This is a genomic window from Flavobacterium amylolyticum, from assembly GCF_048284335.1.
GTDB lineage: Bacteria > Bacteroidota > Bacteroidia > Flavobacteriales > Flavobacteriaceae > Flavobacterium.
This window is the reverse complement of the sequence record NZ_JBLVPG010000002.1, coordinates 768,370-793,141: the sequence shown is the minus strand read 5'-3', so window position 1 is coordinate 793,141 and position 24,772 is coordinate 768,370. Positions and strand designations below refer to the sequence as shown.

The window sequence follows — 24,772 nt, the reverse complement described above, 5'->3', positions numbered from 1 at the left end:
TAACACGAATTTAATTAAATTTTATATTTAAAAATAGAATATGTATTTAAAAAAAACTATCGCAGTAGTGAGTATCATTTATATTTCTCTTATTAATACTTCTTTTGGGCAAGTTTTAGATTCTAATCAAGCAGTTACTGGAGGTGTCGCCCATAATTATGTGTATTCAGTGAGTGATTATCCGGAGGGTTTCTATAATACTTTGGAAGACTTTATAAATAAAAAGAATACTAAACATAACCCGGTTGAACGAAGAGAAATCATAGGTTTTGAAAAAAAATTGATTCCTAAAAATTCTATTGTTGATCATGTTTTTCTATATACTATTGCGGATGAAACTAAATTGACAGGAGTTTTTGCTGTATCACTGAATGGAAATCTCTACATACAACAAAAATATTTTAGTAAATATGCACTGAAAGGGGATAAGAGTGAAGTAGGGGATAATCCAAATTCATATCATAGGGTGCTACAATCAGGTAAGTTTCTATATTTAGAAGCAGCACTGGCAAATGGTTGGTCAAAGGGAATAGCTTATGGAAGTGGCGGTGCAATTGGAGGAGTAATAGGTTCTTCAATGAATAGATTGAAAGGAATTGTATTTGATATCACTAAAAAGGAATTTAATGTTTTAAAAGACTGTAAAGATTTCAATGAATTTTTATCCAGTTACCAAGTCGACACTATAGAATGTAAAAATAAAAAAATAGACATATTAACGGTGAGAGAAAATATTAGAAAAATTATTAATTAAGATATTTATATTTTTTTGAATTAAAGAATAAACAAGTCCAACAATATAAAACGGAAACAAAAGACAGTTATGATTATTGAACCTAGAATGAGAGGATTTATTTGCACAACATCACACCCAAAAGGTTGTGAGCAAAATGTTAAAAATCAAATCGATTACATCAAATCAAAAGGTCCCATTGATGGTGCTAAAAAAGTAGTAGTAATTGGTGCTTCAACCGGTTTTGGTTTGGCTTCCAGAATTACAAGTGCTTTTGGTTCTGATGCGGCTACAATTGGCGTTTTCTTTGAAAAAGCACCCTCTGAAGGAAAAACGGCTTCACCAGGATGGTATAATTCTGCGGCTTTCGAAACGGAAGCACACAAAGCAGGTTTGTATGCGAAAAGTATTAATGGAGATGCTTTTTCGAATGAAATAAAGCAGCAAACATTAGATTTAATCAAAGCTGATTTAGGGCAAGTTGATTTAATTATCTATAGTTTGGCTTCACCGGTTCGAATGCATCCTACAACAGGAGTATTGCACCGTTCTGTTTTGAAACCTATTGGAAGTACTTTTACGAATAAAACGGTTGATTTTCATTCTGGAAAAGTTTCTGAAATTTCTATTGAACCTTGTAGTGGTGACGACATTGAAAATACTGTTGCTGTGATGGGTGGCGAAGATTGGGCGATGTGGATTGATGCCTTAAAAGCTCAAAATTTATTGGCTCCTGGTGCTACTACTGTAGCTTATTCATATATTGGGCCATCATTGACTGAGGCTGTGTATAGAAAAGGAACTATAGGTCGTGCGAAAGATCATCTTGAAGCAACTGCATTTTCAATCACTGAAAGTTTAGCGGAACTTAAAGGAAAAGCATTTGTATCGGTTAATAAAGCCTTGGTTACTCAAGCAAGTTCGGCCATTCCAGTGATTCCATTGTATATTTCATTGTTGTATAAAATAATGAAGGAGGAAGGAATTCATGAAGGTTGTATTGAGCAAATTCAGCGTTTGTACCAAGAACGATTGTATACCGGAAATGAAGTTCCTGTTGATGAGAAAGGAAGAATTCGTATAGATGATTTAGAAATGCGCTCTGACGTTCAGCAAAAAATAGCTAAACTATGGATTGAAGCTGTAACTGAAAATTTACTAGAAATAGGCGATTTAGAAGGTTATAGAAAAGATTTTCACAATCTATTTGGTTTTGGAGTGGATGGAATTGATTATACTGCTGATACTAATGAAGTAGTTCATATTGAAAGTATAGCGTAAGTAGTTCAATAAATAAAATATTTGTAAACCATCAATTAATAGTTGATGGTTTTTTTATGGATAAAGATTATATTTGTTAAAATTTTATAAGTCTAAAAATACACATCAATACCACATCTGAATTTATGTTTTTTTCACTAATCATACCCGTTTATAATCGTCCGGACGAAGTCGATGAGCTTTTAGAAAGCCTTTCTCATTCAACATATAAAGAAATATTTGAAATTGTATTGGTGGAGGATGGATCTACTCTAGTTTGCAAGGATGTGGCTCAAAAATATGGAGACCGACTTGATATTTCCTATTACTATAAAGAGAATTCGGGACCGGGAGATTCCAGAAATTATGGAATGAAAAAAGCCAGGGGTGACTATTTCATCATATTTGATTCGGATTGTATCATTCCAGCACAGTATTTGACAGAAGTGGATAATGCTTTAAAACAAAACTATGTAGATTGTTTTGGAGGTCCTGACAAGGCTTTAGACAGTTTTTCAGATATTCAAAAAGCAATTAATTTTGCAATGACTTCTTTTTTAACCACAGGTGGAATTAGAGGTGGTTCAGAAAAAATCGATAAATTTCAACCCAGAAGTTTTAATATGGGTTTGTCTCGTAAAGCTTTTGAAGCGTCGAAAGGGTTTGGGAATATTCATCCTGGAGAAGATCCTGATTTATCAATTCGTTTGTGGAATTTGGGTTTTGAAACCAAACTGTTTTCTAATGCTTATGTATATCATAAGAGAAGAATCGATTGGGATAAGTTTTCTCTCCAGGTAAATAAATTTGGTAAAGCAAGACCTATTTTGAACAGTTGGTATCCAAAATATAATAAACTAACTTTTTTCTTTCCATCGGTATTTATAGTTGGATTTTTTACTTCAATTGTATTATTGTTGTTCAACTTTGATTACCTGATTCAGTTGTATTTTAGTTATTTTTTGGTACTGTTTTTAGTATCTTCATATCAGCACAAAAGTATTAAAATAGGTTATTTATCATTAATAGCTGTTTGGAAGCAATTTTATGGATATGGAATAGGTTTTATAAAATCCTATTATAAAGTGATCATCTTGAAACAGTCTCCTAAAGATGCTTTTCCAGAATTATTTTTCAAAATAATATGACAAAAATTATTGGTCTGACAGGCGGTATTGGAAGTGGAAAAACAACAATTGCAAAGTATTTTAAATCTTTTGGGATTCCGATTTATATAGCAGACGATGAAGCAAGGAAAATTATGGAATCTCCGGAAATTATTGATGCCATTATAAGTGCTTTTGGCGAAGCCATTTTTGAAAATGGGATATTGAATAGAGAAAAACTGGCAAAAATTGTATTCAATGACTCAGATAAATTAGAAAAACTTAACAATATTGTTCACCCCGCGGTAAAAAAGCATTTTGAGCAATGGCTTTTAAACCATAAAAATGTCCCTTACATCATTTATGAAGCTGCTATTTTATTTGAAAGCGGTGGTAATAAAAATTGCGATCTTATTATTACTGTCACTGCACCAGTAGAAACAAGAATTCAGCGTGTTATAAAACGTGATAAAACTACACTTGAACTTGTTTTAAAAAAAATAAATGCACAATGGACTGATGAAAAACGCATTTCAAAAAGTGATTTTGTTATCGAAAATATTGCTAAAGAAACTGCAAAACTACAAGTAGATCGAATTCTTAAAATTTTAAAGATTAAACAAAAACACACATAGGTGTTAATGTTTGGTTAATCTATTATTTAATATATTGTTAAAATACTAAATTTGTTTCGATGAATAAACTTTTTTTTAAATTACTTGTTTTATTAATGAGCTTATCCTTAATAGGGATAATTTTGGTTCAGGTGTATTGGTTTAACACTTCATTCAAAAATAATGACGAACAGTTTAAATTTCATGTTAAGCAAGTTATTGGTAATGTGGCTGATAAGGTTCAAAAGCAAGAAGCATATAATTTTTATGACAAAATAAATCATTATAAAGACAGCACAGGAAAAGTGCCTAAAAAAGATGATATTCTAGAATTTTATTATGTTCAAAAAAATCCAAGAACTAATAAAACAATAATATATTCAAATAGTATAATTTCTGAGGATTATAATATTTCTCCTACGTTCTTTGATAAAAAATTTGATAGTGAGAAATTTAAAAGCTTTAGTTCCAAGCGGGTTACAGAAGTTTATAATAATAATTCTATTGACAAATCTAGTGTTACTCAAAGTTTAATACCAGATGTAAGAATTGAAAAAACTGGTAATTTAGATGTTTTAGACAATGCTTCCTTTGAAATATTTTATAAAGATTTCGCTTCTGTATTACCCATTCAGGAAAGAGTTTCAAAAGAAACATTGAGTAAACTTATAAAAAAAGAACTAGAAGAATCGGGTGTAAACACTAAATTTGAGTTTAGTATATACAGTAACAATTTAGCTACTAAAGTAAAATCTAATGGTTTTAAATATGATAAGGATGCCACCTATTCGATTCCAGTATTTTCAGATAATGAAGGGAATAGTAAATACCAATTATTGGTTACATTTCCGCACAAAAAGAAATTTTTATTATCTGAATTGGTTAGTATAACCGTGCTTTCTATCATTTTTACATTAATTATTTTGATTGCTTATTCAAGTGCTTTGAATCAATTAATACGTCAACGTCAGATATCTGAAATTAAAAATGATTTCATCAATAATATGACGCATGAGTTTAAAACTCCCATTGCAACAATTAATTTAGCGCTGGATGCCATTAGAAATCCAAAAATAATTGACGATAAAGAGAAGGTGTTGCGATACCTTCAAATGATTAAAGATGAGAATAAGCGAATGCATGCACAAGTAGAAAATGTATTGCGGATCTCTAAATTAGAAAAGAAAGAATTAAATATCATTAAAGAATCACATAATATTCATGATATTATAAACGATGCAATCGAGCACGTGAATTTAATTTTAGAAGACAGAGAAGGATCAATTGTAAGTCGTTTTAATGCTGTACGAACTACTGTTTTAATTAATGATGTTCATTTTACGAATGTCATTGTGAATATTCTGGAGAATGCTATAAAATATTCTCCAAACGTGCCAGAAATTGAGATTTTTACTGAAAATATCAAAGATATGATCATTATTAAAGTAAAAGATAAAGGACTTGGGATGAGTAAAATAGCTCAGAAAAGAATTTTCGAAAAATTTTACAGAGAGCATACAGGTGACATTCACAATGTGAAAGGGCACGGGTTGGGTTTAGCGTATGTAAAAAGAATTGTTGACGACCATAACGGTCAAGTTTATGTAGAAAGTGAAAAGGGAAAAGGGAGTACCTTCATAATAAAATTACCATTAATAAATTAGAATATGGAAAATGTAAATAAAAAAATACTTTTAGTCGAAGATGATCTTAATTTTGGTGCGGTTTTAAAGGATTATTTAATGCTAAATGATTTTGACGTCACTTTGGCGAAAAATGGAATGGAAGGATTTGAAAAATTCAAAAAAGATACTTTTGATTTATGTATTCTGGATGTTATGATGCCCTATAAAGATGGATATACGTTAGCTAAAGAAATCAGAGAAAAAAATAATGAAGTGCCTATAATCTTCTTGACCGCAAAATCTATGAAAGAAGATGTGTTGAAAGGATATAAAGCTGGTGCTGATGATTACTTGAATAAACCTTTTGATTCTGAAGTATTGTTGATGAAAATCAAAGCAATAATTCAAAGAAAATCATCGGATACTAAAGCAGAACAAGTACAATTTGAATTTAATATCGGTAAATTCCATTTGAATTCAAAACTTCGTTTTTTAACATTTAATAATGAAGAGCCAATAAAATTATCTCCAAAAGAGAATGAATTATTAAAAATGTTGATTCTTCACGAAAATGATTTAATGCCAAGAGAATTAGCTTTGACGAAAATATGGAGGGATGATAATTATTTTACTTCGAGAAGTATGGATGTGTACATTGCTAAGCTTAGAAAGTATTTGAAATTAGATGAAGATGTTGAAATTTTAAACATCCATGGAGAAGGATTTAGATTAGTGGTTAAGAATAAAGTAGCCGAATAAATAAAAAAGATAAGCCTCAAGAAATTGAGGCTTTTTGTTGACAAGAAAGTAAGGATTTATTTCCAGTTCAATTGTAGCGCAAAACTCGTTTTGTCTTCTTTTGTAATACTAAAAACAGTTTTGCTCTCCGAAATACTTTCGTGAATGGTGACATTGTCTTTTAGGGATAATTCCTTTAAAAAATTCATTTCAAAACTTTCAATTTTTTGATTTAGAATCAATTTAGAGTCAATCAGATCTAAGCACCATTCCAGATATTTTACATTATTGACATGATTTACAATATCGAGATCGGATAAAAACACTTTTTTTTCAAAAACGATTTCTTTGTCATGATTGAAATTAATTTTAGAGAAACCTTCTTGAGTGGCTCTTTTTTCGGGATATAATTCAAAATGTTTGAACGGCAAAGCCAATCCTTCCGGCCGACGTTTTTTAGTGTTAAAAACAGCCCAAAAAGTCTCAGAACCCACAATTTTTTCTCCGTTTATATGCATTTCTAATGCCCGCACTGAGCGAGAGTTCTCTAAAGAATTAATCCATGTTGTTACGGTTACAGTATCGCCCCATTTAGGTAATTGGGTGATCTCAACGCGCATTCTGCTCAACACCCATGCTTGATCAAATTCTTGCATATCGGTAAAGCTAATGCCCCCAATTTCTGAATGTGCTGCTGCCGTGAGCTGAAGTATGTTGCACAAATCAGTATATTTTAAAAAACCGTTTGGTGCACATTGCGTAAAATTAATTTCCCAATCTTTACTTAGGACAGAAGTGAAATTTGTTGCTATTGGCATTTGAATAATTATGAATTAAGAATAACAAATTTGTGTTTATAGGTGTAAAATCTACTTTTTAAAATTGATATAAGCAACAATTTCATCATACGGAGTTTGAAAATCAAACCATTTGGTATTTTCATTTCTTTTAAACCAAGTCAACTGTCGTTTGGAAAACCGTCTAGTGTTTTTCTTGATTTCTTCAATTGCAAATTCTAATGAAATTTCTCTATCAAAATAGCTAAATAATTCTCTGTAACCCACAGTTTGTAAGGCATTCAGCTCTTTATTAGGGAATAAGGTTTTTGCTTCGGCTAAAAGTCCTTCACTCATCATTATGTCAACACGTTGATTTATCCTATTGTAAATTATTTTCCTATCCGCTTCTAAACCAATTAGAATAGGAGTGAAGTTTCTACTTTTTTGCTTTTGATTTAAAAAAGAGGAATATGCTTGGCCTGATCCAAGACAGACTTCTACAAAACGCATCATTCGTTGTGGATTTTGCAACGTTTGCGGATTTTCGGATAGTAAACTTTTATAATAGTCAGGATCCAAAGTTTCAAGCTTTTGTTGTAAATAACCAATTCCTAGTTTTTCGTAATTTGTGGTTATCTCAGCACGTACTGCTGTGTGTATTTCGGGAAATTCATCAAAACCTTTTAAAATAGCATCAACATACAATCCGGAACCGCCAACAAGAATTGCATAATCATTTGTCAAAAACAATTCATCAAGTTTTGCAATCGCTTCTTTTTCGAAATCCCCAACGGTATAGTTTTGAAATACAGATTTGTTTTGTATAAAATGATGGGTGGCTACTGCTAATTCGGCTTTGTTAGGTACAGCGGTTCCAATGGTCATTTCTTTGAAAAATTGTCTGCTGTCGCAAGAAACAATATCACATTGAAAATAATTCGCTAATACAATACTTAAGGAAGTTTTTCCTATTGCTGTAGGCCCAAGAATGGTTATTAAGTATTTCATGTTTTTTATAAATAACTTGAATAGCTTTAAAATTTAATCACTTTTAAAGTGGTACTTCTTCTAACATGACTTTGAATAATATTGCGGGTGTCACGGTTGTTTTGCATTGGAATAATTATATTCCTCAAAATTTCGATATTGTGGATTTGATAGTTTAAATCATAAAAAGCATAGCCTTTATAAATCCCATTTTCAATCAAAATGGCAGAGCGTTCACTAATAGTTCGTCCTTTGTCGATAAGTACCATATTTTGATTTTCGAAACTATTTTTTTCTATAAACGCAACTACTCTGGCATTGTATTCTTCAGGTAAAATTTGGCCAATACATGCACCATCACACTCCTTTATGCTGTATTGAAAACAGTTTGTTTTAGAAGTGTATAAGCCGGTTAGCTTTTGACATAAATTATAGTGGGAAGTAATTCTGAATAAAGCATTTTTACCTTCTTGCAAGGATGTAAAAGAGGTTATTTCTTTTTTTCGTCCGTCTGCTTTTTGAAGTTTTAAATTAAGATATCCCTTTTCATCTTTTTCAGCATACAAAGCCAATTGAAAAACACTTTTTCTTTGTGCTCTATTATAGATGGGTTTATTGATTTTTATTTCTTCGCTTTCTTTCAATAAGGCGATTAATTCACTCCCGGTTTCGTCATAAGTTACTGTAAAAACTTCGGTTTGAATTTTCTTGCATTTAGTTGTAGTCCCGGTAAAATGCTGGTTGATTCGCTTTTTTATATTACGGCTTTTACCAATATAAATCAGATTTCCTTTTTCATTGTGAATGTAATAGATACCCGTTTTTGACGGTAAATTAGCCACGATATCCATTAGTTTTGGCGCAATCCCTTTCTCGATTTCCAGTTTAATGAAATCTTTTACAATTTCTTTCTCTAGATCTTTTTCTAAAAGTATTTTGAATAATTTAACCGTTGCCAAAGCATCGCCACTAGCGCGGTGTCTATCTGCCATTGGAATTCCAAGTGCACGAACTAATTTTCCTAAACTATGTGAGGGCTGTTCCGGTAATAATTTTTTTGATAGTTCTACGGTACAAAGTGTTCTTGCTTCGAAGTCATATCCTAATCGTCTGAATTCAGTTCTTAAAATTCTGTAATCAAAAGAAGCATTATGAGCAACAATAACGCAGTCGTTTGTCATTTCAATAATGCGTTTGGCTACTTCAAAAAACTTGGGGGCAGAACTTAACATAGCATTGTTAATCCCAGTTAACTTTACTACGAAAGGCTGAATTGGTATTTCAGGATTTACTAAACTAATGAATTGATCAACAATTTCATGGCCATCAAATTTATAGATAGCGATTTCAGTGATCCCTTCTTCGTTAAATTGTCCTCCAGTAGTTTCTATATCGAGTATTGCGTACAAATTTTTTGTTTAATGTTTAATATTTCAGGTTGAAAAACATTTGAAATCAAAGGTTGTTAATTTTCAATCAAAAGTCAATTTCTTCCTCCAAAGATACTACTTCCAATGCGAACCATCGTACTTCCGCATTCAATTGCAAGCGGATAATCTCCTGACATTCCCATAGAAAGAGTGGTAAATTGTGAATTGTGAATTTTAAATTGATCAAAAATCGATTTTAAATGGGTAAATTCTTTTTTGATTTGGTCTTTTTTATCTGTAAAAGTGGCCATTCCCATTAACCCGATGATTTGTATGTTGTTCATTTCCAAAAAGGGATCTGAGGACAGGAGTGAAGTAAGTTCTTCCTCGTCAAGACCAAATTTAGTTTCTTCATCAGCAATATGAATTTGTAATAAACAATTGATCACTCGATTGTGTTTTTGGGCTTGTTTGTTGATTTCTTGTAGTAATTTAAAACTATCTACGCCGTGTATCAACTCTACAAATTGCGCCATAAATTTGACTTTATTTGTTTGAACGTGACCTATCATGTGCCATTGAATGTCTTTGGGCATTTGTTCCCATTTTTCAGCCATTTCCTGGATTTTATTTTCTCCAAAAATGCGTTGCCCAGCCTCATAAGCCTCTATTAAGTCAGAGACAGGTTTGGTTTTTGAAACCGCAACTAAAGTTACATTTTCAGGTAAAGTAGATTTTATTGAAAGTAAATTTTTTTCTATTGACATTTTTTGTTTTGATTTTAAATCGGTACTAAAACTAAAGTTCATACACTACCAATCCACTGCGGAATTTAGGTTCGATGTATGTACTTTTTGGAGGCATTATCAAATTGGCATCAGCCAAGGCTTTTATCTCTTCAATATTGGAAGGAAATACTACAAAACCGATTTCAAATTCTCTTTGGTCAATTTTGTGCTTCATCTCTAATACAGATTGTTTCCCCGATAGGTATTCGATTCGTTCATCATCGCGTAAATTCTCAATGGCTAAAATGGGCAGCAACACTTTTTTATATAAAATTTGGGTATCTAAACTCTCCAATGCTGTATCGAAAATTTGATATTCTTTTCGCAACATTAAACTATAAAATGTATTATCCAAATACATTCCGAATTGATGTTTTTGAGAAGGCTTAAAAGGTTGCTGGAATTTATTTTCAACAATGAAATTCTTGTTTAACTCCTTTATGAAATCCTCTTTGGAAAAACCGTTTAAATCTTTTACCAACCGATTGAACTCGTATATCTTGACATTGTTTTCGGAAATTAAATAGCTTAAGATATAATTTTTGGAGGTGTTTTCCAGATTATCGTTTTCTTCACTTAGTATTTTCAAGGCTTCCGTACGATGGTGTCCATCTGCAATATAAAGACGCTCCGTTTTTTCGAAAATATTTTGAAGCCAATTGATCTCTAATGTATCTTCAATTTTCCACAAGTAATGAATCTCTTTTTTGGTAGTTGAAAACTCAAAATCGGCTAATTTTTGAGTACAGTTAAAAATCCAGTTTTCAATTGTTTTATTATCCGGATAGGTCATCAAAACAGGCTCTGTATTAAACTCCGCATATTTCATGTAATCTTTGAGTAATTGGACTCTAAAGGCAATAATATCCTCGTGTTTTTTGATGACATTGTTGCGATAATCCGCTACACTTGTACCAACAATAATTCCGGTAAAAGATTGCGTTTTGGTTACAATTTTATGAATATAAATTGCTGGTTTTTTATCCTTAACTAAAATGATTTCGTTTTTGAAATCCTCATATTTTTGATGTACTTGGCGGTATCTTTTTTCAAAAGAAACACTTTCCTGATTGGTGTAAGCTGGTTTTAGAATATGCAAAAAAGACAATGGGTTGAAATCCAATTGTGCTGCTAATTCCGCATTTACATATTCTTCATAAGAACGACAAGTGACAAGACAAACCTTATCACGAGTAGGACGAACAGCTTTAAAAGGTACTATTTTAGCCATAATTATGTCAAAAATTAAAAGCCAAAAGCGGAGAGTTTACAGTAATTGACTTTAGACTCTCGACTTTTAAACATTAGAGACTATATAAATTGTTTAGAAATTTTCTCTGCTTTTTTGCTTTCCGAATAATCGTAGAAACCTTCACCGGATTTCACACCCATTTTTCCGGCTCGAACCATGTTTACAAGTAATGGACAAGGCGCATATTTTGGATTTTTAAAACCGTCGTACATTACATTTAGAATAGCCAAACACACGTCAAGACCAATGAAATCAGCTAATTGTAAGGGACCCATAGGGTGGCCCATACCTAGTTTCATCACAGTGTCAATTTCATAAACACCAGCCACTTTGTTGTATAATGTTTCAATGGCTTCATTAATCATGGGCATCAAAATTCTATTGGCAACAAAACCCGGATAATCGTTTACTTCAACGGGAGTTTTTCCTAATTTCTCAGAAAGATTCATGATGATTTTAGTCACTTCGTCGCTAGTATTGTAACCACGGATGATTTCCACTAATTTCATAATTGGTACCGGATTCATGAAATGCATACCAATTACACGCTCTGGATGTGTTACAACCGCTCCAATTTGTGTAATAGAAATGGAAGAAGTGTTGGTTGCCAAAATGGTAGAATGAGAACAAGTTTCGTTTAATTGTTTGAAGATATTTAGTTTTAATGCTACATTTTCGGTTGCAGCTTCAATCACTAAATCGACACCCACAACACCATCTTTGATATCTGTATAGGTTATAATATTGGTAATCGTTTTTGCTTTGTCTTCTTGGGTTATGTTCCCTTTTGCAATCATTCTGTCTAAATTGGCAGCGATTGTTGCCATCCCCTTATCCAAAGATTTTTCAGAAACATCTATTAATTTTACTGTAAAACCACTTTGAGCAAAAGTATGGGCGATCCCATTACCCATTGTTCCTGCTCCGATTACGGCTATTGTTTTCATATTTTTTAGATTAAAGTTTAAAAATTTAAGGTTTAAAGTTCTCTTGAGCAACTTTAAACCTTAAACTTCAAACAAATTTTTATTTACTTTTTAAAACAATCTATAATTTGGTATGCCACTCTTAATGCTTCCGTTGCTTGTTCCAATGTTACAACAGGTTCTGTATCATTAATTATAGCATCTGCAAATGATTCCAGTTCGTCAAGAATAGCGTTGTTTTGTTCTACGTCGGGATTGGAGAAATAGATTTGTTTTTTTACGCCTTCCGCATTTTGTAAAATCATATCGAAATCGCCGGGAACTTCCGGTGCATCTTTCATTTTTACCACTTCACATTTTTTTTCTAAGAAATCAACCGAGATGTAAGCGTCTTTCTGGAAAAAACGAGATTTACGCATGTTTTTAAGAGAAATTCGGCTCGCCGTTAAATTGGCCACACAACCATTTTCAAATTCTATTCTGGCATTGGCAATATCTGGGGTATCGCTTATAACCGAAACACCGCTTGCACTAATGTTTTTTACTTTAGAATTTACAACACTTAGAATCGCATCGATATCATGAATCATCAAATCTAAAACTACAGGAACATCAGTCCCGCGAGGATTAAATTCAGCAAGACGATGGGTTTCAATAAACATAGGGTTTTCGATCATGTTTTTGGTAGCAATGAATGCCGGATTGAAACGCTCTACATGTCCAACTTGACCTTTGACTTTATATTCTTTAGCCAAGGCGATAATTTCTTCGGCTTCTTCCACCGAATTTGAAATGGGTTTTTCAATAAAAACATGCTTGCCAGATTTTATAGCTACTTTGGCACATTTGTAATGTGAAAGTGTTGGGGTAACAATATCAATAACATCTACTGCATGAATAAGGGTGGCAATTGTGCTAAAGTGTTTGTATCCAAATTCTTTAGAAACTTTCTCCGCATTCTCTTGATTAGGATCATAAAAGCCCACTAATTCATATTTATCAGATAGTTGCAATAAACGTAAATGTATTTTTCCTAGATGACCAGCACCTAATACTCCAATTTTCAGCATAATGATGTAATTTTTACAAAAATAGCAATAAAATGATTAATCTATTATTGATGTGAGACAATTATTCAGTTAATTTAAAAATTAAAATCCAACATTTGAATTCAGAAATTGTTTTCTATTTTTACCAAAATAAAATAATAAATTTTGAAAGACACAGCCAAACATCAAGGACTTCGCAATCAATTAGTAAGCATTTTAGAACAAAAAGGGATTGCTGATAAAAGTGTTTTGGATGCGATAAAAAAGATTCCAAGGCATTTATTTTTGGATTCTAGTTTTGAAGATTATGCTTATCAAGATAAAGCATTTCCTATTGGTGCAGGTCAAACCATTTCACAACCCTATACAGTAGCCTTTCAATCTCAATTATTAGAAGTAAAAAAAGAACATAAAATTTTAGAAATCGGAACTGGTTCTGGATATCAAACTGCAGTTTTGTGCACAATGGGAGCAAAAGTATTTAGTGTAGAGAGACAAAACGAATTATTTAAAAAAACGTCTGTTTTATTTCCAAAGTTAGGGATTCGTCCAAAGCATCTTTCTTTTGGAGATGGATACAAAGGATTACCTAGTTACGCTCCTTTTGATAGTATTATTGTCACAGCAGGTGCTCCATTTATTCCTCAGCCGTTGATGGCACAGCTTAAAATAGGAGGAAGGCTCGTTATACCATTAGGCGAAGAGGTGCAGATTATGACTTTGCTAATTAGGAAAAATGAAACTCAATTTGAAAAACATGAATTTGGAGAGTTTCGATTTGTTCCTTTACTAGAGGATAAAAATTAAAACACAAACTCGTATGTAACTGGTTTTATTGGTCAATAAAGGTTAGATACCGTTGTAAGCTTTCTTTTTCTTTTTGAGCAATGAATATTAAAAAATCCTCATTATTACTTTTAGTTTGGACTGTTTCCAGTGTTTTGTAATATTGTATACCTGTCTCATAATCTCCCTTTATACTGGCTATTTCATACCCATGTTGCAATAAGATTAAGTTCATGACTAAGCGTGAAGTCCTTCCATTTCCATAATTGAAAGGATGAATTCTCACTAAGCGTTCGTGCAATTCTGCAGCCAAAACAATCGGATGAAGACTTGATTTATGGCTTTCATACCAAATAAAAAAAGCGTCCATTTCTTTAGCAACTAAATGGGGTTGTGGGGGTATGGTGCTGCTTCCTTGAATCAGGACTTGCACCTTTCTATACCGACCTGCATCTTCCGGATAAATCCCCCTTACAATAAGATTATGGATAGATAGTATTTCGCGTTCATTTATAAAACTATTTCTTTGCGTCAAATCTTTTATGTAAGCTATAGCTTCTTGATGATTAATCACTTCAAGATGTTCCCGCATACTTTTTCCAGAAATAGTTAAACCTTCATTGATAACCAAATCCGTTTCCTGGAGAGTCATTGTGTTTCCCTCGATACGATTGCTCTCAAAGGTGTATTCTAATTCTAGCGTCCGAGTAATTCTATAACTATCAAATTCATGAAAAGAATCCAGTTTTGATTTTAAGATGTCTATTTCATCTATTATTTTCTGTAGAGTTGTAGATATTTTTTGCTTTACAACTTTGTTCTGATACCTAATTTCTTCCTCAGCAAGCAATAATGCTTTTAGTGCAAACTCCTCTTGACCAATTTCATGAATAATTTTTTCTTTGAGCCAGGCGACCATGATTGTTTCTAAGTCAATTTCCAGTAACGATGCTAACTTTATAATTTGTTCTCTGGTGGGTTTTCTGCCTCCACTCTCAAATTTACTGATCAAGGCCTGATCTATTTCAAGAAGTTGTGCTACTTCCCTTGTTTTAAGTCCTTTTAGCTCTCTTGCGTTTTTGAGTTGTGTTTTCATTGTATTGAAATACTAAATAAAGTCTTGACAAATAAAGTCATTATATTTTAATGAAAAAAAACAAACCTTACTTTTAATTTAGAATGATTTTTTTATTCTGTCAAGATCACGTTTAGTGTCCTGTTCTTTAAGGGATTCTCGTTTGTCATAGGTTTTTTTTCCTTTACAAAGACCAATTTGGAGTTTGGCCAACCCTTTTTCATTGGTAAACAGTTTCAGTGGAACTATTGTTAATCCTTTGGCTTGAACACTTTTTAACAAACCTTTTAATTCCTTTTTTTTCAAAAGCAATTTTCGTTCGCTTCTAGCTTTGTGATTGAACTGATTACCAAATGTATATTCTTCAATGTAGGTGTTAATCGCAAAAAGCTCATTATTACTAAACTCACAAAAACTCTCAGTAATATTTGCTTTTCCCAAACGTATGGATTTTATCTCGGTCCCAGCCAAAACAATACCAGCAGTAAAGGTTTCGATTATTTCATAATCGAATTTGGCTCTTTTATTGAATATATTTATTGTTTTTAGCATAGTTTGCAAATGTAACAAAAATTAGAGGTTTAGCAATACCCTATGGCAATTTCAATAATTGAAAGGAGATTATAGCATTACTAATAGTTACGATATAGAGATTGCCAAAAGTTAAATCCTCAATATCGGTAAATGCGTTTTGATTGATAAGTTGATTTACAAATTTGGGAGTGGTATTACTATGTCCCACAATCAAAATTTTTTCCCCTAAAGTTTCTTTTTTGAAAGAGTCAATAGCTATGATTTTAGGATCATAGTGTTTAATTTCAATATTTTGGGCTACAGCAGTCGGATTAGCCGTTTGTATTGTTCTTTTATAATCAGTTGAGTAGATCTGATCAAAATCTACTTCTGAGAATATTTTGTTCCATAGATTCGCCCTTTCTAAACCACTTGCAGATAAATCTGGATTTTGAGAATTATCCACTTTTTCTGCATGGCGTATGAAGTAATAGGTTGTCGTAATTTCTTGTCCAAAACTGATGTTTAAAAATAACAGCGCAAGTAGTAAGAGATATTTTTTCATTTCAATGAATTTAAAAAATTGTTATTTATCGATTTTATATATTTGCAAAATGGAAAATTTAAAATCAAAAGATCCGCTTCACGGAATTACACTTCAAAAAATAGTGGAGCAGTTAGTAGGGCATTATGGATTTGACACTTTGGGTGAACTGATTAAAATAAAATGTTTTACGGATAATCCAAGCGTAAAATCGAGTTTGACTTTTTTGCGAAAAACAGACTGGGCAAGAAAACAAGTCGAGGATTTATATTTAAAATCGTTGACTAAATTTTAGTTTAGTTTATAGGAAACCATAAAACCGCCTCTGTAGGGCAACCACTCGCCACTTTTATTAAATTTTTGAGCTTTATCGTAGCGTTCTCCCGTAGCTAAGTCATATCCTTTATAAAAACCTTGATGCGAACCACCTCCTAAGAAACAATCTAACATAAATTTATCATTTATTTTTATTTGATATCCAATTGTTGCACCTATAAAATATCCAACGCCTTTTTCGTATAAAGTACTATTTAGATAATTCCATTTCTGGAAGTTAAAGAGGCTTGCACCAATATGAAAACCAGCATAAAACCCGTTATTTTTTTCTTTAAAATGATAACGATATTCAGGAGTGAAAGTATAAAACTCTCTAGGTTTGCCATTTATAGATTTCCAAAAAGAAGCTAAAATATCAAACTGGAATGTTGATTTTTTACCAATACTAGTTTCAATACCCACATTAGGAATAGTAAAAGGAGTAGTCATTGCATTTATTTTGATATACGTTTGGCTTTGGGAAGCAATCGAAGAGAACAGGATAAAAAGAATAAGTAATTTTTTCATAATAGTATTTATAGTACTTTAAGAATATGTAAAGACATCAAAAATAGCTGCAAATGTAAAATATTAATTACTAAAGTAATTAGGTTTTAAATTTAGATATCCCAACAATGTTTATGATATTAATTGATATCAAGGTTTATTTAATAAAGAATAAATTACAGTATCTATGAAACGACCATCAAAAAATTCATTTTCCTTTAAATGTGCTTCTTTAACAAAATTATTTTTTTCTAATACTTTGGCCGATCCCTGATTTTCGGGGTCAATTATTGCTTCAATAGAGTGCAATTTCATAACATTAAAGCCATAATTTACAACTTCTTTTACGGCTTCGGAAATAATTCCTTTCCCATGGAATTCCGGATGCAACATATAGCCAATCTCCGCACGATAATGCTCTGGTTTTATTCTGTAATGACCAATAATCCCTATTAATTTAGTTTCATTTTTGAACGTAATGGCCCAATTAACACCTTCATTATTCTCTATTTTGGTATCTATCATTGCTATGTGTGCTAACGCTTCTTCATCTGTTTTTACTAAAGGTCTTGGGATAAATTTCATGGTTTCCGGATTAGATCGCAATGCAAAAATTTCTTGTATATCATTGTTGTCCACTCTTCTTAAAAGCAAGCGTTCCGTTTCTAAATTAGGAAATGGATTGAAGTTTATAGTTAGCATATTTTGTTTTTTAATTAAAGGATTTCGATGCTGAATTTTGAGTTGAATGTTTCATTTGCTGCTAAAATCTGGACGCCCTCTTTTTCAAATAGATTTCCTGAACTTTCAATAGTATCCGAATAACCAAACCAAGGTTCAATACAAATAAAAGGAGCATTTATTTTGGTCCAAATTCCTAAACTTGGAAAATCTTCAAAATGTACTCTTAGCAATGGTTTTTCATTTTCTAAAACAGTCAAAGTATTAGATTGTAATGCTTTAAAAATCAAAGCATCGTTTTTGAATAATTGATATGTCAGTGGAATATTTTTAGTAGTCACGTCTAATTTCTTAGTGTTCTTTGAAATTAAATCATTCTCCAAAAGATAATATTCTAAAGATTCTTCTTTTTCAAAAGTAATAGCATAATTTTCGAATTGATTTGGTAAAGCAAATGCGGGATGGGCTCCTATAGAAAATGGCATTGAAGATTTCCCTGTATTAATTACTTTATAGGCAACGGATAATCTGTCCTTTTCTAAGGTGTATATTATTTGTAATTCAAATAGAAAGGGATACATTTTTAAAGTCTCTTCAGAGGATTGTATCGAGAATGTAGCACTTGTTTCTGTTACACTAATCAATTCAAATGCCATGTCTCTGGCAAAACCGTGACGGGATAAATAATATTCCAGTCCATTGTAATGAAAGGAATTATTTTTTAAAGTGCCCACAATAGGAAACAAAACAGGGGAATGCTTGCCCCAAAATGCTGGATTCCCTTCCCAAATGTATTCTTTATTAACAGTTGTTTTTAAAGAAACTAATTCGGCACCTACGTGTTTAATTTCTGCAGATAGGCTCGTGTTTTTAATTATTGTAGTCAAAGTAGTTATGTAGGTTAATTTAAAATTGTTTTTATAACGTAAATATATTTTATAATTTTTGATTCTTCACCTTACTTGTTATTTATTCAAAAAAGAATCAATTTATTCTAAATAGTTTGAAATCCTCATTTTTTTCATTAATTTGTGATATAAAATTAAATAAAATGAAAAATATTCGCTTCAGAGTCATTCTGTATTCGGCATTATTATTGGGCATTACGACGCTTTTTGCGCAACAAACCCCAATAAATACATCAAGTAGCCTTATTTCAAAGTACGATTACCATGATGCTTTTGCTCCATTTTTTTATACAAAAAATGGAACAAGTACCCGTTCAGCAAGTGGTCAGCCGGGTGCTGAATATTGGCAAAATAGAGCTGATTATAAGCTGACTGCAAAATTAAATGAGAAAAACAATGAAATTACTGGAACCGATATCATCACGTATACGAATAACAGCCCGGATAAAATGGCTTTTGTGTGGATGAATTTAGATCAAAATTTATTTAAAGCAGATTCCCGAGGAAATGCACTTGTGCCTTTAACTGGAAGTCGAAATGGTGCTCAGGGACAAATTTTTGATGGTGGTCATAAAATAAAATCTGTGAAAGTTGTCACTACTGTAAAAGGTGTAACTACTGAAAAAGAAGCAAAATACGTAATTACCGACACGAGAATGCAGGTTTTTCTTCCGCAAGTATTGAATGCTAAAGGTAGTTCTGTTACAATTAAAATTGATTTTTCTTTTATTGCACCAAATGAAGGTTCGGATAGAATGGGAGTTTTGGAAACCAAAAACGGTAAAATTTTTACGATAGCACAATGGTATCCTAGGATGTGTGTCTATGATGATATTAGAGGCTGGAACGTAAACCCCTATTTAGGTGCTTCGGAATTTTACTTGGAATATGGAGATTTTGAGGTGAGTATTACCGCTCCATCAAATCATATTGTAGTAAGTTCAGGAGAATTATTAAATCCTACTGCCGTTTATTCCTCAGAAGAACAAAATCGTTTGGCAATGGCTAAAGGAAGTGATAAAACAGTTTTTATTCGTACTGCTGAAGAAGTAGAAAATTTATCAAAAACAGTTTCTGGAACTACTAAAACTTGGAATTATAAAATTAAAAATGCCCGTGATTTATCTTGGTCTTCATCAGCTTCCTTTATTTTAGACGCTGCAAAAATTAATTTGCCAAGCGGAAAAAAATTATTGGCTATTTCTGTTTATCCTGTAGAAAGTGCTGGAGATGCCGCTTGGGGACGATCGACAGAATATACAAAAGCTTCCATTGAAAATTATTCTAAAAGATGGTTAGAATATCCGTATCCTGCAGCTACAAATGTTGCCGGTAACGAAGGCGGAATGGAATATCCAGGAATTGTTTTTTGTAGTTGGGAGTCAAAAGGGGAGGATTTATGGGGTGTTACAGATCATGAATTTGGACACATTTGGTTTCCTATGATTGTTGGTTCAAATGAAAGAATGTTTGCTTGGATGGACGAAGGTTTTAACACTTTTATCAATTCATTGAGTTCAGCAGATTTTAATAATGGAGAGTACAAAGATAAGCCAGTTGATCTGCATCAAAGAGCGGAAGTGTATACAAGTCCAAATCTGGAAACTATAATGAGTTCTCCGGATAATATGAAAGAAACTAATATTGGTCTTTTAGCCTATTCAAAACCAAGTTCTGGATTAGTTATTTTGCGGGAACAAGTTCTTGGGCCAGAACGTTTTGATTTGGCTTTAAAAACGTACGTTGAGCGCTGGGCATACAAACATCCGCAACCAGACGATTTCTTTAGAACAATAGAAAATGTTGCTGGAGAAGATTTGAGTTGGTTTTGGAGAGGTTGGTTCCAATACAATTGGCGATTAGACCAAGGAATTAATTCGATTAAATACGTGAAAAACGATCCTAAACAAGGAGTCGTGATTTCGATTGAAAATTATGAAAAAATGGCAATGCCAGTAATTTTAGACGTAAAAACAAAAAGCGGGAAAATAACCCGCGTTAAATTACCGGTAGAAGTTTGGCAGCGGAATAAAGTTTGGTCTTTCAAACATAATTCAACCGAAGAAATTGAAAGTATTACACTGGATCCAGATCATGTTTTGCCGGATAGTAATGATGCAAATAACACATGGACTTCAGATAAAGGATTGATTGAAAAAGATGTAATTTTGGATGGTTATTTAGGGACGTACATTACTAAAATGGCGCCTATAAAAATTACTTTTTCAGAGAAAAATAGTACGCTAAACGTCTTAATTACTAATTATCCAAGTTTCACTGTGGAACCAATTGGGAAAAATAGTTTTGAGTCGAAACAAGCCGGGCTTAAATTTGAATTTAATGACAGCCTAAACGGATTTGAGATGACAGTACCCGAAGGACAAAAAATACCGTTTACGAGAGAAAAATAGTATTTAGACAAAATAAAAAAGAAAAGACTTGTAGGAATTAACGCTACAAGTCTTTTTTATTTACTTTATTTTCTATTCTAAATTTACTCCGGAATTTGCTGGCTTAAGCAATGCAAAGTTCCAAAACCCCAAATAAAATCAGTAGCACTAATCCCGATGATTTCTCTATCTGGAAAACATTCTGTAAGTATGTTTAAAGCGATTCTGTCATTACTGTCGTTAAAAGTAGGAACTAAAACACAATTGTTCAAAATTAGGAAATTCGCATAACTGGCAGGTAATCGCAAGCCGTCAAATTCCAAACGTTTTGGCATTGGTAGAGCTACAATTATAGGCGATTTACCATTTTCTAGTTTGGCATTTTGCAATCGTTTTAAATTGTCCTGCAACGGTTTGTAGTTGCTATCCTTTGGATTTGTTTCTATAATAGTAACAATAGTATCTTCGTTTACAAATCGGCATAAATCATCAATATGACCATGGGTATCGTCACCTTCGATACCATTGCCCAACCAAATAACATTGGTTATTCCAAGATATTCCTTGAAAACAGCTTCATAGTCCGCTTTAGTAAAATTTGGATTCCGCACCTGAATATTGGGATGTATTAAACATTCCTCCGAAGTCAATAAAGTTCCTCTTCCATTGGTGTCAATGGCACCACCTTCAACAATTACCGGTTTTCCTTTGTACATGACTTGAGTCACAGGAATATTAAGAAATTCGCCCACTTTGGCAGGAACAAACTTGTCCAGCTGAATGTTTTTATATTTCGCCCAGCCGTTAAAATTAAAGTTTAACGCTTCTCTTTCGGTTCCGTTTTTAACGATTATTGGGCCGGAATCACGCATCCAACTTCTATTGGTTTTATGAATGATGTAAGAAATATTTGTTAGGACAACATGAGCTGTTTCCAACATTGCATTGACTTTCTCTTTTTGGTTTTCATCCGAAACGATTAAAAAAACATGCTCGAAAGCAGCTATTTTTTTAATGAATTCTACAAAAGCCCATTGTATGGTTTCATATTTTCCAGGCCAGTCTTTCCCATTGTGTGGAAAACAAAGCAATATACCTTGTTGTTTTTCCCATTCTGCTGGGAATCTTCTATTGTTTGTGGTCATACAGCGTTCTAATTATAAAGAGTACAAATATAAACATTCAGGAGGACTTTAAAATAGGCAGTAAAGATTCATTTTTGAAGTGTTGCGTTAATTAATCCGAATAGTTTTATTAAAGATTATATAATATTGAGTTAATTATTTTCGAGTTGAAGCGAATTATTTTTGATAAAATTTAAAAATACATTTATGAAAAAATATGGTATTACAATACTAGCCGCAATCTTTGTATTGTCAAGTTGCGAAAATGACTCAAACAAAGAGGAATCTCCGGAGTTAGTTATAAATGAAAATGCAGCAACTTTCAAAGAAATTGGATCAATTACTATTGGAGGAGCAGGAGCGGCTGAAATAAGTGCTTATGATGATGTGTCAAAAAAAATGTTTGTTGTTAATAACAGCAATACAAATAGGATTGATGTTATTGATTTGTCTAATCCATCCAGTCCTATTTTTATAACAAGTATCGATTTGACACCTTATAATGGAACTTCAAATAGCGTTGCGACTTATAATGGTAAACTAGCTGTTGCATTAGAAGCAAAACCAAATAAACAAGATGCTGGAAAAGTGGTTGTTTTCAATACGGCTAATTACAGTGTGATTAAAGAAATTACGGTTGGTGCTTTACCAGATATGATCACCTTCTCTCCTGACGGAAATTATATAATGACAGCTAATGAAGGAGAACCAAATGACACCTATTCCATAGACCCAGACGGTTCTCTTTCCATAATTGCTGTTAATAATAATTATGCAGTGACAACTTTAACTTTCGAAAGTTTTAGTACTCAATGGAGTACTTTGAAAACAAAAGGATTCAGAATTGCAAGTCCAACCAATAATTTTGCCTCTGATGTTGAACCAGAATACATCACGATTTCTGCTGATTCTAAAACGGCTTGGGTGACTTTACAGGAAAATAACGGAGTGGCTAAAATTGATTTGGCAACTAAAACGATTACAAATATTTTTCCTTTAGGTTTTAAAGATTACAATTTAGCTGAAAATGCCATAGATATCAGCGATAAAGATGGTGGTTTCTTGGCAAATAGATGGAAAGTCAAAGGCATGTTTCAACCAGATGCTATCAGTAATTTTGAGATCAATAAAATACCATATTTTGTTACTGCAAATGAAGGAGATGCAAGAGAATATTCGGCTTTTGTAGATGTAAAAAGGGTCAGTAGTTCCTCTGTTATTCTGGACCCAATTGCATTTCCTAATGCCATTGCTCTAAAAGCAGAGTCAAGCATGGGAAGATTAAATATCAATACTAAAATGGGTGATACGGACGGCGATGGTGATTTTGACGAATTGGTTTCTTTTGGAGCTCGCTCTTTTTCTATTTGGAATGGAAATACAGGTGAAATGGTATTTGACAGTAAAAATGAATTGGATAAAAAGGCACAAGAATTAGGTATTTATGATGATGCCAGAAGTGATGATAAATCAGTAGAACCAGAATCAGTTGTGGTGACTAAAATGGGAGATAAAATGATGCTTTTTGTTGGTTTGGAAAGAGCAGATGCTGTTATGGTGTATGATGTTACCAATCCTGCTACTCCAAAATTTTTACAAAGTTTTAAAACAGGTGATGCTCCGGAAGGATTGCTTTTTATTCCAGCTTCAAAAAGTCCGAATAAAAGAAGTTTAGTAGTGGTCAGCAGTGAAGGAGATGGAACCGTTAAAATATTCCAACCCGATCTAAATTAGATCTAAAAGTTTATTTTTATAAAAATCCCTGCTTAGCATTATTTCTCAGCAGGGATTTTTTTATTATAGAAGATTATTAGTCAATCGCTCTTTTTGTAATATCACCAAAAGCGTCTATTCTTCTGTCTCTAAAGAAAGGCCAGTTCTGACGCACATTTTCTTGTAAGTCTAAATCCACTTCAGCAATCAATATTTCTTCTTTATCGTGTGAGGCTTGCGCCAAAATTTCGCCTTGTGGTCCTGCAATAAACGAAGAACCCCAAAACTGAATTCCTGCTGTATCTGGAAGGTATTGTTCTAAACCAATTCTGTTTGCTGCCGCTACATATACACCATTTGCAACTGCATGCCCTTTCATAACACTCATCCAAGCGCCATGTTGGTTCTCGCCATATTGTTCTTTTTCTTGTGGATGCCAACCAATCGCTGTAGGATAAAACAAGACTTCCGCACCTTGCAATGCCGTTAAGCGTGCTGCCTCAGGATACCATTGGTCCCAACAAATTAATGTCCCTATTTTTCCTTTTTTTGTTGGAATCGTTTTAAAACCCAAATCTCCGGGAGTAAAATAGAACTTTTCATAAAAATGAGGGTCATCTGGAATGTGCATTTTACGATATAATCCTGCTTCTGAGCCATCCGTGTCAATAATATAAGCACTGTTATGGTAGATTCCTGCCATTCTTTTTTCGAAGAAAGGAACAATTATCACTACGCCTAACTCTTTTGCCAAAGCGCTAAAAGCAATAAATGAAGTACTATACAGTGGTTCTGCTAAAGCAAAATTATCTACATCTTCGCTTTGACAAAAATAATGACTGCTGTATAATTCGGGTAATGAAATAACTTCGGCACCAAGGTTAGCAGCGTCACGAACCCAGCTGATGCATTTTTTTAAGTTATTTGCTGCAATATCATTTAGATTCAATTGAATGACTGCTATTTTGTATTTTTTGTTTGGCATGACT

Annotated in this window: 25 protein-coding genes; 10 read left to right on the top strand and 15 right to left on the bottom strand. The window is 32.7% G+C overall.

Annotated features, from left to right (window positions below):
- The first annotated feature begins 67 nt into the window (after positions 1-67).
- From ACNQF9_RS09605 to ACNQF9_RS09580, 6 genes are all read left to right on the top strand, one after another.
- A complete protein-coding gene (locus ACNQF9_RS09605) occupies positions 68-754 on the top strand; it encodes a hypothetical protein (RefSeq protein ID WP_417990131.1) in 687 nt (228 codons plus the stop codon).
- A gap of 69 nt (positions 755-823) precedes the next feature.
- Positions 824-2,014, top strand: coding sequence for an enoyl-ACP reductase FabV (gene fabV, locus ACNQF9_RS09600; protein ID WP_417990130.1), 1,191 nt, complete (start codon positions 824-826; stop codon positions 2,012-2,014).
- Between the two features lie 125 nt (positions 2,015-2,139).
- On the top strand, positions 2,140-3,141 hold the full coding sequence (locus ACNQF9_RS09595) for a glycosyltransferase family 2 protein (RefSeq protein ID WP_417990129.1): 1,002 nt from the start codon (positions 2,140-2,142) through the stop codon (positions 3,139-3,141).
- Entirely contained in the window at positions 3,138-3,734 is a 597-nt protein-coding gene (gene coaE / locus ACNQF9_RS09590; RefSeq protein ID WP_417990128.1) for a dephospho-CoA kinase, read from the top strand. Before ACNQF9_RS09595 ends, coaE begins: the two co-directional genes overlap by 4 nt.
- A gap of 59 nt (positions 3,735-3,793) precedes the next feature.
- Positions 3,794-5,377, top strand: a complete 1,584-nt coding sequence (locus ACNQF9_RS09585) for a sensor histidine kinase (RefSeq protein WP_417959672.1) — start codon at positions 3,794-3,796, stop codon at positions 5,375-5,377.
- A gap of 3 nt (positions 5,378-5,380) precedes the next feature.
- Positions 5,381-6,097, top strand: coding sequence for a response regulator transcription factor (locus ACNQF9_RS09580; protein ID WP_113634522.1), 717 nt, complete (start codon positions 5,381-5,383; stop codon positions 6,095-6,097).
- Between the two features lie 56 nt (positions 6,098-6,153).
- On the opposite strand, the gene ACNQF9_RS09575 is transcribed toward ACNQF9_RS09580, so the two are convergent.
- From ACNQF9_RS09575 to ACNQF9_RS09545, 7 genes are all read right to left on the bottom strand, one after another.
- On the bottom strand, positions 6,154-6,894 hold the full coding sequence (locus tag ACNQF9_RS09575; protein WP_417990127.1) for an acyl-[acyl-carrier-protein] thioesterase: 741 nt from the start codon (positions 6,892-6,894) through the stop codon (positions 6,154-6,156).
- 51 nt (positions 6,895-6,945) lie between these two features.
- Positions 6,946-7,863, bottom strand: a complete 918-nt coding sequence (miaA, locus tag ACNQF9_RS09570; protein WP_417959675.1) for a tRNA (adenosine(37)-N6)-dimethylallyltransferase MiaA — start codon at positions 7,861-7,863, stop codon at positions 6,946-6,948.
- 26 nt (positions 7,864-7,889) lie between these two features.
- Positions 7,890-9,251 (bottom strand): exonuclease domain-containing protein, encoded by a 1,362-nt coding sequence (locus ACNQF9_RS09565; protein ID WP_417990126.1) that lies wholly within the window; start codon positions 9,249-9,251, stop codon positions 7,890-7,892.
- Positions 9,252-9,325: 74 nt separating this feature from the next.
- The gene (locus tag ACNQF9_RS09560; RefSeq protein WP_417959677.1) at positions 9,326-9,979 is read right to left on the bottom strand and encodes a YggS family pyridoxal phosphate-dependent enzyme; all 654 of its coding nucleotides are present in this window, start codon (positions 9,977-9,979) and stop codon (positions 9,326-9,328) included.
- 31 nt (positions 9,980-10,010) lie between these two features.
- On the bottom strand, positions 10,011-11,231 hold the full coding sequence (locus tag ACNQF9_RS09555) for a DUF1015 domain-containing protein (protein ID WP_417990125.1): 1,221 nt from the start codon (positions 11,229-11,231) through the stop codon (positions 10,011-10,013).
- An 80-nt stretch (positions 11,232-11,311) separates the two neighbouring features.
- Positions 11,312-12,199 carry a 3-hydroxyacyl-CoA dehydrogenase family protein gene (locus tag ACNQF9_RS09550; protein WP_417959679.1) on the bottom strand — a complete coding sequence of 296 codons (888 nt, stop codon included), beginning with the start codon at positions 12,197-12,199 and terminating at the stop codon, positions 11,312-11,314.
- Between the two features lie 83 nt (positions 12,200-12,282).
- Positions 12,283-13,248: a Gfo/Idh/MocA family protein gene (locus ACNQF9_RS09545; protein WP_417959680.1), complete on the bottom strand. Its 966-nt coding sequence runs from the start codon at positions 13,246-13,248 to the stop codon at positions 12,283-12,285.
- Positions 13,249-13,392: 144 nt separating this feature from the next.
- Between ACNQF9_RS09545 and ACNQF9_RS09540 the strand changes: the two genes are divergently transcribed.
- Positions 13,393-14,034, top strand: a complete 642-nt coding sequence (locus tag ACNQF9_RS09540) for a protein-L-isoaspartate(D-aspartate) O-methyltransferase (RefSeq protein ID WP_417959681.1) — start codon at positions 13,393-13,395, stop codon at positions 14,032-14,034.
- A gap of 25 nt (positions 14,035-14,059) precedes the next feature.
- Here the strand turns inward: ACNQF9_RS09540 and ACNQF9_RS09535 are convergent, their stop codons facing one another.
- The 3 genes from ACNQF9_RS09535 to ACNQF9_RS09525 form a co-directional block, all read right to left on the bottom strand.
- The gene (locus ACNQF9_RS09535) at positions 14,060-15,109 is read right to left on the bottom strand and encodes a Fic family protein (RefSeq protein WP_417990124.1); all 1,050 of its coding nucleotides are present in this window, start codon (positions 15,107-15,109) and stop codon (positions 14,060-14,062) included.
- A gap of 78 nt (positions 15,110-15,187) precedes the next feature.
- The gene (gene smpB, locus ACNQF9_RS09530) at positions 15,188-15,640 is read right to left on the bottom strand and encodes an SsrA-binding protein SmpB (protein ID WP_417959686.1); all 453 of its coding nucleotides are present in this window, start codon (positions 15,638-15,640) and stop codon (positions 15,188-15,190) included.
- 40 nt (positions 15,641-15,680) lie between these two features.
- Positions 15,681-16,166: a phosphoglycerate mutase family protein gene (locus ACNQF9_RS09525; protein WP_417959687.1), complete on the bottom strand. Its 486-nt coding sequence runs from the start codon at positions 16,164-16,166 to the stop codon at positions 15,681-15,683.
- A gap of 49 nt (positions 16,167-16,215) precedes the next feature.
- Here ACNQF9_RS09525 and ACNQF9_RS09520 point away from each other — a divergent pair, with 49 nt between their 5' ends.
- Positions 16,216-16,440, top strand: coding sequence for a VF530 family protein (locus tag ACNQF9_RS09520; RefSeq protein WP_417959689.1), 225 nt, complete (start codon positions 16,216-16,218; stop codon positions 16,438-16,440).
- Here ACNQF9_RS09520 and ACNQF9_RS09515 read toward each other — a convergent pair.
- The 3 genes from ACNQF9_RS09515 to ACNQF9_RS09505 all read right to left on the bottom strand — a co-directional run bounded on the left by ACNQF9_RS09515 (position 16,437) and on the right by ACNQF9_RS09505 (position 18,535).
- Complete coding sequence (locus tag ACNQF9_RS09515) at positions 16,437-16,988, bottom strand: DUF3575 domain-containing protein (RefSeq protein WP_417959690.1); 552 nt, start codon at positions 16,986-16,988, stop codon at positions 16,437-16,439. The two genes, ACNQF9_RS09520 and ACNQF9_RS09515, sit on opposite strands and share 4 nt — an antisense overlap.
- 129 nt (positions 16,989-17,117) lie before the next feature.
- Positions 17,118-17,669, bottom strand: coding sequence for a GNAT family N-acetyltransferase (locus ACNQF9_RS09510; protein ID WP_417959691.1), 552 nt, complete (start codon positions 17,667-17,669; stop codon positions 17,118-17,120).
- A 14-nt stretch (positions 17,670-17,683) separates the two neighbouring features.
- The gene (locus tag ACNQF9_RS09505) at positions 17,684-18,535 is read right to left on the bottom strand and encodes an aldose 1-epimerase family protein (protein ID WP_417959692.1); all 852 of its coding nucleotides are present in this window, start codon (positions 18,533-18,535) and stop codon (positions 17,684-17,686) included.
- Between the two features lie 164 nt (positions 18,536-18,699).
- On the opposite strand from ACNQF9_RS09505, the gene ACNQF9_RS09500 reads away from it, so the two are divergent.
- The gene (locus tag ACNQF9_RS09500; protein WP_417990123.1) at positions 18,700-20,967 is read left to right on the top strand and encodes a M1 family metallopeptidase; all 2,268 of its coding nucleotides are present in this window, start codon (positions 18,700-18,702) and stop codon (positions 20,965-20,967) included.
- 83 nt (positions 20,968-21,050) lie between these two features.
- On the opposite strand, the gene ACNQF9_RS09495 is transcribed toward ACNQF9_RS09500, so the two are convergent.
- Positions 21,051-22,091: an agmatine deiminase family protein gene (locus ACNQF9_RS09495; RefSeq protein WP_417990122.1), complete on the bottom strand. Its 1,041-nt coding sequence runs from the start codon at positions 22,089-22,091 to the stop codon at positions 21,051-21,053.
- Between the two features lie 186 nt (positions 22,092-22,277).
- Here ACNQF9_RS09495 and ACNQF9_RS09490 point away from each other — a divergent pair, with 186 nt between their 5' ends.
- Complete coding sequence (locus ACNQF9_RS09490; protein ID WP_417959697.1) at positions 22,278-23,804, top strand: choice-of-anchor I family protein; 1,527 nt, start codon at positions 22,278-22,280, stop codon at positions 23,802-23,804.
- A 76-nt stretch (positions 23,805-23,880) separates the two neighbouring features.
- Here the strand turns inward: ACNQF9_RS09490 and ACNQF9_RS09485 are convergent, their stop codons facing one another.
- Positions 23,881-24,768: a carbon-nitrogen hydrolase gene (locus ACNQF9_RS09485; protein WP_417959698.1), complete on the bottom strand. Its 888-nt coding sequence runs from the start codon at positions 24,766-24,768 to the stop codon at positions 23,881-23,883.
- Positions 24,769-24,772: the final 4 nt, after the last annotated feature.

Excerpts from the sequence above, each read along its gene's own strand:
- ACNQF9_RS09555 (WP_417990125.1), bottom strand. The coding sequence starts at position 11,231 with ATGGCTAAAATAGTACCTTTTAAAGCTGTTCGTCCTACTCGTGATAAG.
- ACNQF9_RS09500 (WP_417990123.1), top strand. The coding sequence starts at position 18,700 with ATGAAAAATATTCGCTTCAGAGTCATTCTGTATTCGGCATTATTATTG.
- coaE (WP_417990128.1), top strand. The coding sequence starts at position 3,138 with ATGACAAAAATTATTGGTCTGACAGGCGGTATTGGAAGTGGAAAAACA.
- fabV (WP_417990130.1), top strand. The coding sequence starts at position 824 with ATGATTATTGAACCTAGAATGAGAGGATTTATTTGCACAACATCACAC.
- ACNQF9_RS09520 (WP_417959689.1), top strand. The coding sequence starts at position 16,216 with ATGGAAAATTTAAAATCAAAAGATCCGCTTCACGGAATTACACTTCAA.
- smpB (WP_417959686.1), bottom strand. The coding sequence starts at position 15,640 with ATGCTAAAAACAATAAATATATTCAATAAAAGAGCCAAATTCGATTAT.
- ACNQF9_RS09560 (WP_417959677.1), bottom strand. The coding sequence starts at position 9,979 with ATGTCAATAGAAAAAAATTTACTTTCAATAAAATCTACTTTACCTGAA.
- ACNQF9_RS09535 (WP_417990124.1), bottom strand. The coding sequence starts at position 15,109 with ATGAAAACACAACTCAAAAACGCAAGAGAGCTAAAAGGACTTAAAACA.
- ACNQF9_RS09550 (WP_417959679.1), bottom strand. The coding sequence starts at position 12,199 with ATGAAAACAATAGCCGTAATCGGAGCAGGAACAATGGGTAATGGGATC.
- ACNQF9_RS09545 (WP_417959680.1), bottom strand. The coding sequence starts at position 13,248 with ATGCTGAAAATTGGAGTATTAGGTGCTGGTCATCTAGGAAAAATACAT.
- miaA (WP_417959675.1), bottom strand. The coding sequence starts at position 7,863 with ATGAAATACTTAATAACCATTCTTGGGCCTACAGCAATAGGAAAAACT.
- ACNQF9_RS09515 (WP_417959690.1), bottom strand. The coding sequence starts at position 16,988 with ATGAAAAAATTACTTATTCTTTTTATCCTGTTCTCTTCGATTGCTTCC.
- ACNQF9_RS09510 (WP_417959691.1), bottom strand. The coding sequence starts at position 17,669 with ATGCTAACTATAAACTTCAATCCATTTCCTAATTTAGAAACGGAACGC.
- ACNQF9_RS09595 (WP_417990129.1), top strand. The coding sequence starts at position 2,140 with ATGTTTTTTTCACTAATCATACCCGTTTATAATCGTCCGGACGAAGTC.
- ACNQF9_RS09585 (WP_417959672.1), top strand. The coding sequence starts at position 3,794 with ATGAATAAACTTTTTTTTAAATTACTTGTTTTATTAATGAGCTTATCC.
- ACNQF9_RS09485 (WP_417959698.1), bottom strand. The coding sequence starts at position 24,768 with ATGCCAAACAAAAAATACAAAATAGCAGTCATTCAATTGAATCTAAAT.
- ACNQF9_RS09490 (WP_417959697.1), top strand. The coding sequence starts at position 22,278 with ATGAAAAAATATGGTATTACAATACTAGCCGCAATCTTTGTATTGTCA.
- ACNQF9_RS09525 (WP_417959687.1), bottom strand. The coding sequence starts at position 16,166 with ATGAAAAAATATCTCTTACTACTTGCGCTGTTATTTTTAAACATCAGT.
- ACNQF9_RS09580 (WP_113634522.1), top strand. The coding sequence starts at position 5,381 with ATGGAAAATGTAAATAAAAAAATACTTTTAGTCGAAGATGATCTTAAT.
- ACNQF9_RS09575 (WP_417990127.1), bottom strand. The coding sequence starts at position 6,894 with ATGCCAATAGCAACAAATTTCACTTCTGTCCTAAGTAAAGATTGGGAA.
- ACNQF9_RS09495 (WP_417990122.1), bottom strand. The coding sequence starts at position 22,091 with ATGACCACAAACAATAGAAGATTCCCAGCAGAATGGGAAAAACAACAA.